This is a genomic window from Staphylococcus sp. OJ82, from assembly GCF_000294465.1.
Lineage (GTDB): Bacteria > Bacillota > Bacilli > Staphylococcales > Staphylococcaceae > Staphylococcus > Staphylococcus equorum.
Window position 1 is genome coordinate 125,057 of the sequence record NZ_ALPU01000001.1, and the last position, 13,073, is coordinate 138,129.

At 34.5% G+C, this 13,073-nt stretch carries 11 protein-coding genes and 1 pseudogene; 4 read left to right on the forward strand and 8 right to left on the reverse strand.

Features of this window, described 5'->3' with window-relative positions:
• Positions 1-183: 183 nt before the first annotated feature.
• Complete coding sequence (mbcS, locus tag SOJ_RS00610) at positions 184-1,761, reverse strand: acyl-CoA synthetase MbcS (protein ID WP_002506108.1); 1,578 nt, start codon at positions 1,759-1,761, stop codon at positions 184-186.
• Between the two features lie 587 nt (positions 1,762-2,348).
• Between mbcS and SOJ_RS00615 the strand changes: the two genes are divergently transcribed.
• Complete coding sequence (locus SOJ_RS00615) at positions 2,349-3,770, forward strand: MDR family MFS transporter (RefSeq protein ID WP_002506109.1); 1,422 nt, start codon at positions 2,349-2,351, stop codon at positions 3,768-3,770.
• A 261-nt stretch (positions 3,771-4,031) separates the two neighbouring features.
• Here the strand turns inward: SOJ_RS00615 and SOJ_RS00620 are convergent.
• Both SOJ_RS00620 and SOJ_RS00625 read right to left on the reverse strand, forming a co-directional pair.
• Positions 4,032-5,227 (reverse strand): annotated as a pseudogene (locus tag SOJ_RS00620) (amidohydrolase).
• A 157-nt stretch (positions 5,228-5,384) separates the two neighbouring features.
• Complete coding sequence (locus tag SOJ_RS00625) at positions 5,385-6,566, reverse strand: MFS transporter (RefSeq protein WP_002506112.1); 1,182 nt, start codon at positions 6,564-6,566, stop codon at positions 5,385-5,387.
• Between the two features lie 121 nt (positions 6,567-6,687).
• Here SOJ_RS00625 and SOJ_RS00630 point away from each other — a divergent pair, with 121 nt between their 5' ends.
• Positions 6,688-7,068: a winged helix-turn-helix transcriptional regulator gene (locus SOJ_RS00630; RefSeq protein ID WP_002506113.1), complete on the forward strand. Its 381-nt coding sequence runs from the start codon at positions 6,688-6,690 to the stop codon at positions 7,066-7,068.
• Positions 7,069-7,347: 279 nt separating this feature from the next.
• Here the strand turns inward: SOJ_RS00630 and SOJ_RS00635 are convergent, their stop codons facing one another.
• From SOJ_RS00635 to SOJ_RS00655, 5 genes are read right to left on the reverse strand one after another with little or no spacing between them, the layout of a single operon-like run.
• On the reverse strand, positions 7,348-8,157 hold the full coding sequence (locus tag SOJ_RS00635; protein WP_002506114.1) for an ABC transporter ATP-binding protein: 810 nt from the start codon (positions 8,155-8,157) through the stop codon (positions 7,348-7,350).
• On the reverse strand, positions 8,157-9,155 hold the full coding sequence (locus SOJ_RS00640; protein ID WP_002506115.1) for a FecCD family ABC transporter permease: 999 nt from the start codon (positions 9,153-9,155) through the stop codon (positions 8,157-8,159). Before SOJ_RS00640 ends, SOJ_RS00635 begins: the two co-directional genes overlap by 1 nt.
• A gap of 11 nt (positions 9,156-9,166) precedes the next feature.
• Positions 9,167-10,300, reverse strand: coding sequence for an ABC transporter substrate-binding protein (locus SOJ_RS00645; RefSeq protein ID WP_002506116.1), 1,134 nt, complete (start codon positions 10,298-10,300; stop codon positions 9,167-9,169).
• On the reverse strand, positions 10,297-10,902 hold the full coding sequence (locus SOJ_RS00650) for a hypothetical protein (RefSeq protein WP_002506117.1): 606 nt from the start codon (positions 10,900-10,902) through the stop codon (positions 10,297-10,299). The genes SOJ_RS00645 and SOJ_RS00650 overlap by 4 nt, the downstream gene beginning before the upstream one ends.
• Positions 10,899-11,522, reverse strand: coding sequence for a hypothetical protein (locus tag SOJ_RS00655; protein WP_002506118.1), 624 nt, complete (start codon positions 11,520-11,522; stop codon positions 10,899-10,901). Before SOJ_RS00655 ends, SOJ_RS00650 begins: the two co-directional genes overlap by 4 nt.
• Before the next feature lie 178 nt (positions 11,523-11,700).
• Here SOJ_RS00655 and SOJ_RS00660 point away from each other — a divergent pair, with 178 nt between their 5' ends.
• Complete coding sequence (locus SOJ_RS00660; protein WP_002506119.1) at positions 11,701-12,333, forward strand: hypothetical protein; 633 nt, start codon at positions 11,701-11,703, stop codon at positions 12,331-12,333.
• Positions 12,326-12,928 (forward strand): hypothetical protein, encoded by a 603-nt coding sequence (locus SOJ_RS00665; protein ID WP_002506120.1) that lies wholly within the window; start codon positions 12,326-12,328, stop codon positions 12,926-12,928. Before SOJ_RS00660 ends, SOJ_RS00665 begins: the two co-directional genes overlap by 8 nt.
• The last annotated feature ends 145 nt before the right edge of the window (positions 12,929-13,073 follow it).

The window sequence follows — 13,073 nt, forward strand, 5'->3', positions numbered from 1 at the left end:
TAGACTTTTTAAAATCTAACCGCATTTAGCATTCCCATTACTTTCGATATTATAATACAGATGATATGACGTAATAAAAAGAGCAAACACTTTTCAATAAAAAAATAAACCTGGCACTATCATTAAAATTACTCAATGATATTGCCAGGTTTTTGTGTACTAAGCATTTTTAAGTTTAATCAATTACGATTGTTTCTTTTTCTCAGCGTCTCTTAATTCGATACGTCTAATTTTACCTGAGTTGGTCTTAGGTAAGTCTTCGACAAACTCGATGGCTCTTGGATATTTATATGGCGCAACGTCATGTTTGACGTAGTTTTGTAATTCTTTGATTGTGTCTTCATTACCAGTTACATCATCTTGTAAAATAATAAATGCTTTAACGATGTTCCCTCTAATTTCATGTGGGCTTGCAACAACAGCACATTCTTTTACGTAAGGATGTTTCGTAAGTGAATCTTCAACCTCGAATGGTCCTATTGTATAGCCAGAACTAATAATGATGTCATCTTTACGACCTTCAAACCAGAAATAACCATCTTCGTCTATTTTAGCTAAATCACCCGTCATAAAATAGTCACCATTTTGTGGTTCTGCTGTGCGTTCTGGGTCTTTATAATAACCTTTGAATAATGCAGGTAAGTCTAACGGCACTGCGATATTACCTACTTCGCCTACTTTAGAAAGTTCACCATCATCATTAATAACTGTTACATGACTACCAGGGATTGCTTTACCCATTGAACCGGGACGGCTCTCTGTATCTTTTAAAAATCCAATCAACAGTGTACTTTCTGTTTGGCCGTATCCATCTCTTACCGTAAGATCAAAGTTTTCTTGGAATTTTTCAACGACTTCTCTATTTAATGGTTCGCCTGCAGACACTGCACTATGCAAATGTTCTAAATTATAATCTGTTAAATTAGACAGTTTTGCCATCAAGCGATACTCAGTCGGTGTACAACAAAGCGCATTAATTTTATTATCTTGTAATAACTGTAAATATTTTTCAGCATCAAATCTTCCATTATATACAAAGGCAGTTGCACCTGATCCCATAATTGATAACAATGGGCTCCATACCCATTTTTGCCACCCTGGTGCAGCAGTTGCCCAAACAATATCGTCTTCTTTAATACTCAACCAATGTTTTGGCGCCATCTGCATATGTGCATAGCCCCAACCGTGTGAATGGACAACAGCTTTAGGATTACCAGTTGTACCAGACGTATAAGATAATAAAGCAATATCTTCACGAGAAGTTTCAACAATCTCTAATTGATCCGTTGAATTTGCTTTTTCATCTTCAACTGACATCCATCCATCTTCTTGACCGCCAACAATAAATTTAGTTAAAGTGTCGTATTCTTTGACTGCTTTAAACTCATCAAGCGCATCTGAAATAACTACAATTCCTTTTACTTCACCATGTGTAATTCTGTATTGTAAATCTTTCGTACGTAACATTTCAGAACTAGGGATAATAATGATACCTAATTTTAAGGCAGCAAGATAAACCTCATATGTCTCAATACAACGTGGCATCATGACGAGCACTTTGTCACCTTTTTTAAAACCATATTTTAAAAACATATTACCAACTTTATTCGCATTTTTGATAAGGTTGGTATATGTAATTTCTCTATTTTCTCCTGTTTCATTTTCAAATATTACAGCTTTTTTAGATTGATCTACTGTAAATTTTTCGATTTCGCTCACTATGTTATAAGTTTCTGGAGCGATTAAATCTTGTTTATTCATTATTTACTCTCCTTTTATTTGAATATCTATAATCTGTACAATTGTACTTTAAATGTATAGATTACTGATTACTTATCCAAATACTTTCCAATAATTTAATGATAATTTTAAACTTATTACATGTAAATAGATACGATTATGACTTAAATGATTTATTTACTTATTTATTATAGCAAAAGTGACCCATAGATAGATATATTTTAAATTCAGAATAATTAAAATATTTTTGCAAAATCATTTTTTTATACACTTATTAATTCCACAAAAAGCTCTAGCAATCACTTTATAGAGTTCTGAAATTAATCTAAATAATTTATGTTAACTCCTGATTTTTCAACTTCATTTATATTTCCCTTCATATAAATAGAGTTTATTTTGACATTAGCTATAATAAAAGTGTAGTATTTCATACGTAGCATTATAAATGTGTAAATCACTACGAAAATTATACGCACCATTTCAAAATTATTAAAATAGATTGAGAAATGGTCCCTGTTCATCAATTATCGGATGTATTATTTATTTTTAAGCTCAATCACTATATTGAAAATGAGCTTAGTGTTAAACTGTTTAGATGTGCAATTTTTATGAAAGAAGTGAGTCTATTGACTGAAACAGGAGCATTCCATGTAGAAAAAAGAATCCCCTTATTTATCGTATTATTATCAGGGGCCTTTATTACAATTTTAAACCAAACATTACTTGGTACAGCTTTACCCCCTATTATGAAAGACCTACAAGTATCTGAAAGTACGGTACAGTGGTTACAATCTATATTTATGTTAGTAAACGGTATAATGATACCTGTTACTGCATTTTTAATTCAACGTTATACATCGAGGCAGTTATTCTTAACCGCCATGAGCATTTTTGCATTAGGTACTTTAATCTGTGCTGTCGGACTAGATTTTTCAATGCTATTAATTGGACGTGTCTTACAAGCAGCAGGCGCTGGTATTATGATGCCATTAATGCAAACAATCTTATTCTTACTTTTCCCTGTAGAAAAACGTGGTACCGCAATGGGCTTATTCGGCTTAGTCATTGCATTCGCGCCAGCGATTGGACCTACGCTATCAGGTATTTTAGTAGAGCATCTCTCATGGAGAAGTGTCTTCTACGTCGTATTCCCAATTGCAGTTGTTATCATCGTTGCTTCAATTTTCCTATTGAAAAACGTTACAGAAACTTCAAACCCAAAACTAGATATCGCATCAGTAATTCTATCTACACTAGGTTTTGGTGGACTCTTATACAGTTTCAGTTCTGTTGGAGAAGCAGGATGGGGCAGTGTACAATTTATCTTACCACTTATCGTTGGTATCATTGCATTAGTTATATTTATTCGTCGCCAGTTAAACCTCAAAGAACCTATGCTTGAATTTAGAGTGTTTAGCTACAGCATTTATACGTTAGGTACAGCATTAAGCATGTTCGTATTTGGTGTATTAATCGCATCAAACATTATTTTACCATTATATATGCAAAATATGATTGGATTCTCTGCATTAGAATCTGGTTTAGTATTATTACCAGGCGCTGTTGTTATGGGAATAATGAACCCAATTACAGGTTATTTATTTGATAAATTTGGCGGTAAATGGCTCGCTCGTATTGGCTTGCTCGTATTAGTTGCTTCAACAATACCATTTACAATGCTCACAGCTGATACAACCTTTACTTATCTTGCCACGGCTAACGCAGTACGTATGGTATCACTAGCAATGGTTATGATGCCTATGACAACGCTAGCGATTAATCAATTACCGAATAGTCTCATTGCTCATGGTACTGCTATGAACAACACATTTAGACAAATGGCCGGTGCAATCGGTACAGCGTTATTCATTACGTTAATGTCTGTTTCAGCTATTCCTAGTGAAGGTCTAGAAGGTATGATTCATGGTGTGAATGTAACATTCATGGTCGCTACTGGTATATCAGTCATCGCATTATTATTATCAGCTAAACTTAAAGATGACAGTAAACCATCACGCAGAACAATTTAATTAGACAATCGATCAAAAAGCTTCATTATAATAGATAATAAAAAAACACTTTCGTTACATTCATATAAATAGAATGTTTTCGAAAGTGTTTTTTATATTTTAATATATTAACTTTGGTTGATAAAAATGCTTTATTAACTGTTCGATTTGTTAGCGTGCAGTGTTTTCATTGCAAATCTCGCTATTGGTTGAGCTATGAGTAGTTCAATCCAAAATGCAATAAAAAGTTACGAGGCCAATTATAAAAGAATATTTCAAAGATTAGTCTGTAGCAGAAAGTCTGTTAATTGCAATTTCACCCACTGCTTTCGCTGCAACTAATAATGCATCTTCATTCACTTCAAACTTAGGATGATGATTCATATATGGCGCTTCAATGTCTTCTGGTTTACAGCCAACGATGAAAAAGGCACCTGGTATTTCTTTTAAATAATACGCAAAATCTTCAGAACCTGAAACTGACGGTATTTCTACAAGATGTTCAAAATAATCACCCTTACTTGCTGTTAAAATATCTACCACTTGTTCTGTTTGTGCGGGATGATTGTATAGCACAGGATAACCAAATTGGTAATCTAAATCATACGTAACATCAAAACCGACCGCTACGCTTTTTGCGACTTTCTCAATCTCTTCATACATAAATTGCTCTAAGTCATCATTAAGATAACGTGCTGTTCCTTTGATTGTAACTTTGTCTTGTATAACATTGGCTCCACCAGGTGCATCAAACGCACCAACAGTAATCACACCCATTTCTGAAGGATCGATACGTCTAGACACTATTGTTTGGAGGGTGTTTACAAAATTGGTACCTGCAATCAAAGCATCGTGTGTTTTATGAGGACTCGCAGCATGACCACCTAAACCATTAATCGTTAAAGTAAATGTAGAACTACCAGCGAAAGCATTGCCTTTATTATATCCAATCACGTCTGTACCAGCGACGGGTACTACATGAATACCATATATTTCATCTAAATCATTTAATGCACCTGATTGCATCACTTGTTGTGCACCACCTGGAGGCATTTCTTCAGCATGTTGATGAATAATTTTAACTGTACCTGAAAGTTCATCTTTTATTTCAATTAATGCGTCTGCTAATCCTAACAAATACGCGGTATGTGCATCATGGCCACACGCATGCATCACCCCTTCATTTGTTGACTTAAAGGGCACATCTATCTCTTCTTGTATTGGCAACGCATCAAAATCAGCGCGTAATCCTATTGTTTTGCCAGGTTGTCCCCTTTGATTTCTACAATAATTGCGTTACTACCTAGAACAGGTTGCGTAACTGTAACTTCTTTCGATTTGTAAAAATCTTTAATATATTGCGCCGTAGCATCCTCTTGGAATGACAACTCCGGATGTTGATGTAAATAACGACGATGCTGAATCATCTCAGATTCCTTCTCTTCCAACTTTTCAAATAATATCTCTTTTGTATTCATAACTGTTCACTTCTTTCGATTTGTTTATAAATAATTTAACTATTTTAAAATTTTAAATCTAAAAGAAGATTAATACAAAAATAAATTACTGTTTTATGGAATTTTACATTTTTAAATATTTAATGAAGTAATGTTAATCTCTCTTATTATGAAATTTTTATAGTATATCTACTTGTACTTCTGTCTCATTTTTATAAACGATATACATCATAATGCTAGCAATCACCACCATAATAAAGCCAAAATATGGTGTCATTGAAAGAGAAAAATGATTGAGCACATATCCTCCGATGACCGCTCCCAATGTGATGCCGATATTGAAGGCAGCAATGTTTAAACTAGAAGCAAAGTTAGTCGTTGCCTTATTTTTACGTTCTGCAAAAAGCACCACAATCAATTGCAGACCCGGAACGTTCATAAATGCGAACAACCCCATAATAAGTATGGCTATCGTACCTAAGAAATAATGTGTCACAGATAAGCCTAGAAGTAATAAAACAATAGCTTGAATTAAAAATATCCATATAAGTACTTTTGTTGGCTTATTGTTTGTTAATTTCCCATCAAGTGTATTGCCAATAGCAACCATTACACCATATATCACAAGTAGTAGTACCACCGCTTCGTCACTATAATTCAAAATATCTGTAAGTATACTAGTCAGGTATGTGTAGACTACAAAAGTGCCACCGTAACCGAGTGCAGTAATCAAATAAACCATCATTAATGACTTGTTTTTAAACACTTCTAATTGTTCCTTTATCGATGCCTGATCATATTCTTTCAAATTACTTGGCACTGCAAATATATTAATGATTAAACTGATCAATCCAATCATAGCAATCGTAATAAACGACGCTTCCCAACCAAAGTGCTGACCAATCCACGTTCCTAATGGTACGCCTGTAATTGTAGCAACGGTTAAACCTGTAAACATCATTGCAATCGCGCTTGCACGCTTATCAGGCGTTACCAAATCACTTGCGATTGCTGTGGCTATAGACATAAACACTCCGTGCATTAATGCCGATAATACACGCATTGCTAGCAACATACTAAACGTGGTAGCAAAGGCAGCAAGTGTATTCGCAACAATGAAAATAAGCATAATCATTAATAGTAAATGCTTCCGTTTCATTTTATTTGTCAGTGGTGTTAGTACAGGTGCTCCTATTGTTACCCCCACAGCATACAAAGATACAGTTAATCCTGCTAATGAAATCGTAGTATTAAAAGCATTTTTAATGAGCGGTAAGAGACCTACACTAATAAATTCAGTCATTCCAATTGCAAAGGCAGACATTGCTAACGCTAATATAGCGAATTTGTTTTTTCTCATAATGTTTTTTGACTCCTTCTTGTTTTGTGTATGTGTTAATATAAACTACACGTATCAAAAGCGGAAGTACGCACTTTAAAGTACTATAGGCACCTTTGAGTACCTATAAGGAGGTAATTAAATGAGCAAATCTTATAATATTGGCGTCGAAGCAACCATTGATGTCATCGGTGGAAAATGGAAACCTGTCATCTTATGTCATTTACAAAACAACGGGTTGATGCGTACATCTGCATTAAAACGTGCTATTCCAACGATCACTCAAAAAATGTTAACACAGCAATTACGTGAACTAGAGAATGACGGTATCATCAACCGTATCGTATATGATCAAATCCCGCCTAAAGTTGAATACGAATTATCAACTTATGGTCAAACACTAGGAGAATTACTTTCTTCACTTTGTTATTGGGGAGAGTTCCATATTGAAAAAATGCACCAACAAGGTGAAACGGTCTCATTAGCACAACAAGATTTTGTCGATATACCCAAACCGAGTTAAAAAAATGCCCCTTTCTATAACTTTAGAAAGGGGCATTTTTGTATACCAAATTATTATGATTTTTATCTATATTTAATAGATAGATGAGTATATTCCATACAGAAGTATCGTTCTTCTATAAAATTGTGCCGATTTTTTAAAGAGATGACGCCTAGGGTAATAGTATGAGTGAGAGACTACAGGCTCGAGCCATACCCCAGGCAAGCATGCACTTTCAAAATCGGGGATTTTTATATTCTAAAATCTTTTGTATACCAAATTATTATAATTATTTTGTTCTTAAGTCTTGTTTTTGGGGATTCCTAAATCTTTAGGAACCATCGTTTCAAGTTGTAGTTCTTCATCTTCATAGTACAGTTTCTTTAAATCAACATCGAAGAATTGTTTCATTCTTTGTTCAGTCATTACTTCAGTTGTTTCACCAAAGACAATACCTTTTTCTTTTCCAGTAATAATTACATTATCTGATAGATAAAACGCATGGTTTGGATAATGCGTATTAATAATGCACGATATCCCCTGTTCTTTTGATAGCTTACGTATCGTTTGTAAAATCGTAATTTGTTTTTGAATATCTAAATGAGATTCTGGCTCATCCAGTATTAATAATTCAGGGCCCGACACAAGTGTTCTTGCGATAAGTGCTAATTGTAATTCTCCGCCACTGACTTCGTTACATGATTGATTGGCTAAATGGCTAATACCTACTGTTTCCAGCGCTTCAATTGCAGCCGCTTCATCTTTTTTTGAAGGTTGTGCTAAAGTACTTATAAATGGTGCTCTCCCCATAATCACAAGTTCTAAGAGCGTATAACCAAAAGTCATTTTTTGAGCTTGTGGCACATAACCAATCTTCTTCCATAATTCTTTTTTCTTCAGGTCATTTAACGGGACATCATTGATAAACGTTTCGCCATCCGTCCAATCTAGCAGACCAATAACACATTTTAGCAATGTTGTTTTTCCTGCACCATTAGGCCCTAGAATGGATAAGACCTCGCCAGGAGCCAATTTAAAACTCACATCTTCTTTATATAAATAAGGTTTGTTTTTATAATGAAAATTGCCTGCTTTTACTTCTAAGTGCATTACCACGAACCTCCCATACGGCGTAATAAGTATGCAAAAAATGGTGCGCCAATAATTGCAGTTAAGATAGATAATGGAATTTCAGTAGCTGTTAAACTTCTAGCTAAGTTATCAATAATTAACAGATACGTACTACCGATAGCGAGTGATACAGGTAACACATATTGATTATTGTTACCTACAAACATACGTGCAATATGTGGGATGATTAAACCAACCCATCCTACGATACCCGCTACTGCAACCGTAGCTGCTGTGATTATCGTTGCACCTGCAATGATTGCCCATTTTAAAGATACAACAGGAATCCCCATAGATTTAGCTTCATCTTCTGGTAACGTGAGTAAATTGAGTCTCCATCTTAGTGTATACAATATGAGCACACCTATAATGATAATTGGTGCCGCAACATATAAATCTTTATAAGTTGCAGTTCCTAGACTTCCCATTAACCAATATGTTATTGCAGGTAATTTTTCTTCTGGATCAGCTACGAACTTCATTAATGAAATAAGCGCGTTAAATAATGCTGATGTAATGACACCTGCGAGTACAAACATAAAGATTGGAGAATTTTTTTGATTTCCCGCTACAAAGAATGCAAACAATATCGCCAATAATCCAAATGCTAAAGCCAATATTTGTGCGCCAAATGTGTTACCAAAGAACAATATACCTAGGGAAGCTCCAAATCCAGCTCCTGCTGAAACACCGAGTATGTCTGGCGAAACTAATGGGTTGCCAAACATGCCTTGGAAACTCGCACCAGAAATAGACAATCCACCCCCTATTAATAAGGCTAATAATATTCTTGGAAAACGGACATTCATCACAACTGTTTCTTGCACTGGCGCCCAAGTTTCTTCTATAGGAATAATTTGTGATGTTAAAATTTTAATAATGGTAATAGGATCTATAAAAACTCTTCCTACTCCGAGTGAAATAATTGCTACCACAAGTGGTAAAACAATTAATAATAATATTTTTGATTTCTTCATTAGTTAACTCCTTAATACTTCGCTGCATCAGATGACGGATGTAAAATAGACTCAACATCTTCGTCTGATAATTTATAGTCGTAAAAATCTTGGTAATATGATTTAATTTCATCTTTCATATCATAGTTGAATTTATCTGGGTGATTATGTTGCGCCATCCATTTAAGCATTAATGGCGCATCTCCGTTTGGTGGGAACCAACGATAGATACCTAAAGGGACCTTATAGACCGCTTTGTCTTTAACTGCTTTTACCTGACTCCAATCTTGACCAGACACTTTGTTTTTCAATAAATCATTAGGCTGGGTCTCAGTGAAGTTCGTAATATAGATTTTATCTGGATTCCATTTATAAATTTGCTCCATATTAACTTCTTTTTGACCATCGACACCGTCATCGCCAACAACATCTATACCACCAGTTGCTTCTGTCCATTTTTCACTAAAGAAATTACCGCCACCGACAACAATAGAGTTGTCTGTATGTTGATGTAAGAATAGCACTTTGGGTTTGTCTGATTTTTTCGTGCCTTTTAGACCATCATCAATCATTTTTTGAGATTTTTCTCCCTCTTTCATAAATTTCTCAGTTCTATCGCTCGTCTTACCACCTTTAACATCTGAAGTGACTTTTAACCAGCTGTTAAACGTAGCTAAAGGATCAGCGTCTTCTACCTTGATTGTTTCTAGTCCCATGGTTGGTATACCACTCTCCGCAACTTTATCTAAGGTTTTCTGTTCAGTAGCATTTTCAAAATAGACATCTGGGTTTATTTTAGAGAGTTCTTCTATATTCACATCGCCATTTTTCACAAATTCTGTAGACGCTTTTTTAATATCAGGCGATATTTTAGAAAGTATAGAATTTTCTGCAGCGTTATACGCATTAGGATGTAGACCTTTAATTTCTTTTGTAGAATTCGTCCCTACAAACCAAGTAGAAAAGTATGGTAAGATGCCTCCTACTACAATACTGTCTGGATCTTTCTTTATTTTCACTTCTCGGCCTGTTTGATCTTTCACTATTTTTTCTTCTTTTGTTAATTCTTTCTCTTCTGAATTCGTAGCTGTCGTATTTGAATTACATGCTGTAAGTAATGTAGCTGATAATACAATTCCAGCTAGAGCACTATATTTTTTCTTCATTGATTATCTCCTGTTCTTAGCCATTGTCCTAAACTATGTAAAAATGGCTTTGCTTGATTAATAAAACCGAGTCCGATATGAAACATTGGATCTAACGACGTTACGATTAACTCGCCATTGAAATTGATATCATCAATATAAAAAATAGACCGTCCATCTGGTGTATTTAACAGTGATTTCGCGCCATTTGGTGGAGCAAACGTGCCGTGATAATGCCACTTCATATCATCCACTTTCAAGTATTCATATAAACTATGCGTTTGATAATCAGGGTTTAACGGGAGGTCGCCGTTGGGTCGAACCCACCAACTGAAATTCACTTCAGAATCTTCCCAATGTATGTGAGGAAACCATTGATCCAATACTTCTCCAAAAATTACTAGCCGCTTACCTTGTTTTAAAAAATTTAAAAATATTTGTCTATGTTGTTTCAATAATTGAATATCTAGCCGACACGATAATAAAATTGTGTCATAGCAACTTAAGTCGTATGAACTTAATGTTCTAATATGTATCACGTCATTATATAAATACTTAAATTCCTGTTCTTCTAAAAATCTATTTTGGTATGGTGTCCCATTAACAATCAAAGCTATATTCAATGTTGATAATCCTCCCTAATTCTCGATGCTTCTGTACGTATGGCATTTAACATCTGTAGCCCCACTTGATTTGAAGTGTTGTCTTCGTATGTATAGATACGATACATATCGGTGCCAGCACCTGCATATATCGTTCCTTTATGTGTTCGGTCTACATAAACAATAGGTTGTTGTTCTTGATCCGTTATTAACACTTTTGCTTGCTCAGGAACTGTTTCAAAATAGCCTCTTGAAAAGAAACCCCGCACGCCTCGTCTATATTCCAAATCTTTTACTTTAATGTTCTCAAAAAGCCCATTATCCGTTGCTTTCACTTCTAAAGCCCGATCTTTTAATGGGATGGAAGACCTTTTCCAATTCGATACACAATTCAACCAAGGTAAAGATTTTTCCACTAATGTGAAAATCACTCCGCCTTGGTTGATGTAATCAGTTAATATGGCGTCATGTGCCAAAAGATAAGGTTCATCAATATGGTTTGAAATAATTACGCCATCAAATGTATTTAAATTAGTGTTTGGTAAATCGTATACATTTAAAAACACGAGTCCTCTTTGACGATCTAATTCTGTAAGTCTCGAAAATTGGATGTCTATTGCTAAATATGCGATTTCATTCATTTTTCTACTTCCCTTGCTAAATTTTATATTTATGCGTATTTTATAATATATAAACCATTTTACCGATAATGATTCTCAATTTCAATTAAAAATTTAAAATTGAATTTAAATTAAAAAATTAATTATCATCAAAAATGTTATTTCAAAAAAACAAATTAATTATAAAAGGATGTTTTTAATGACTTATTTAATTGGGCACATTGACCCTGAACATGCATTTGGCGTAACCAAAGAAAATAATATAGACAAAGAAGTAATAGTAGAATATATCCCTCAATATGAAATTCATAAATTAGACATTTTTAAATTTGATGCAATTATTATTCCAAATTTCGTAGATCAAGAATATTTGTATCGTCATAAGCGTTTGATTGATGACTATTTGAACGCTAAAAAAGTCATTGTCTTTTTTGGTCACTTATTCAAACCATTTTTACCAAAAACTGCTTTGTTTATGCCGGAACACATTAATCATTTCAGTGATTATTCGCTATATCCAAACAATGACTCCTCTATCTATGCCAATGTCGATACTGACGACATGACATTTAATAAAGGGGTCGCTGGTTTCTTTGCAAGAGGCCATTACCAAACGCAACCTGAACATGAAATACACTTAACATTTCGTAACGGACATGTTGTGACCTATGTAGATAGAATTTCAACTGAAGGCACACTCTTTATGCACGCTGGCCGTTCACTTTTAGGATACATAGCACAAAATAAAACAACCGATTATATTTCTAGTCAATTTACAACTTGGTTAAAACAAGAAATCACATCGTTACAAGGAGGAGAATTCAATGAATAAAATAGGTATTATATACTCTGGAAATGAGTCACATTATCGTACATTCCACGAACCTAAGTTTCATCAATTTATAGACCAATTAATTTACCATCCAGATTTTTTAGGAACAGACATTAGCATGCTTGATATATTGATCGTGCCTTCGCAGTTAAACCAGCCCTTATTATTAAAAAGCGTCAATAAAATTCACGCTTTCGCACAATCTGGAGGCACCGTTATCGCATTCGGACCACAACCACATGACTGGTTACCAAATCAAAATTGGGAATTTAGACCTACTAACTTTTGGTGGTGGTTAGAAGAGAATGCTGATAGTGGTTTGCTTTTATCAGCACCGAATCATTCACTATTCGCACGTTACCTTACGCTAAATGATTGCACATGGCATCAACATGGCGTGTTTTGGCCACCAGAAGATGCTGAAATATTAATTGCCTCAAAAAATGGCGGTGCTGTCCTATATGAACAAAACTCCGAACAATATGGTCATTGGATTATTACAACGCTAGATCCTGATTATCATTTTGGCTCATATTTCATGCCAGCTACAGAAAAATTTCTCGAAGGCTTTTTTCCGTACTTAGCTTATGAATGAATTTTTATAAATAAGAAAAAACCATAATATTAATGACAATCACGTAGTTTATACAAAAAATGATGGCTTCTACTTTATTTCACGTAGGAGCCATCATTTTTTAGTTATAGTTTTTTTATTTCCCAAGAAATAATGATGATAAGGT

Coding starts and splice junctions, on each gene's coding strand:
- SOJ_RS00665 (WP_002506120.1), top strand. CDS start 12,326: ATGAATAAAATAGGTATTATATACTCTGGAAATGAGTCACATTATCGT.
- SOJ_RS00660 (WP_002506119.1), top strand. CDS start 11,701: ATGACTTATTTAATTGGGCACATTGACCCTGAACATGCATTTGGCGTA.
- SOJ_RS00655 (WP_002506118.1), bottom strand. CDS start 11,522: ATGAATGAAATCGCATATTTAGCAATAGACATCCAATTTTCGAGACTT.
- SOJ_RS00615 (WP_002506109.1), top strand. CDS start 2,349: ATGAAAGAAGTGAGTCTATTGACTGAAACAGGAGCATTCCATGTAGAA.
- SOJ_RS00635 (WP_002506114.1), bottom strand. CDS start 8,157: ATGCACTTAGAAGTAAAAGCAGGCAATTTTCATTATAAAAACAAACCT.
- SOJ_RS00625 (WP_002506112.1), bottom strand. CDS start 6,566: ATGAGAAAAAACAAATTCGCTATATTAGCGTTAGCAATGTCTGCCTTT.
- mbcS (WP_002506108.1), bottom strand. CDS start 1,761: ATGAATAAACAAGATTTAATCGCTCCAGAAACTTATAACATAGTGAGC.
- SOJ_RS00640 (WP_002506115.1), bottom strand. CDS start 9,155: ATGAAGAAATCAAAAATATTATTATTAATTGTTTTACCACTTGTGGTA.
- SOJ_RS00630 (WP_002506113.1), top strand. CDS start 6,688: ATGAGCAAATCTTATAATATTGGCGTCGAAGCAACCATTGATGTCATC.
- SOJ_RS00645 (WP_002506116.1), bottom strand. CDS start 10,300: ATGAAGAAAAAATATAGTGCTCTAGCTGGAATTGTATTATCAGCTACA.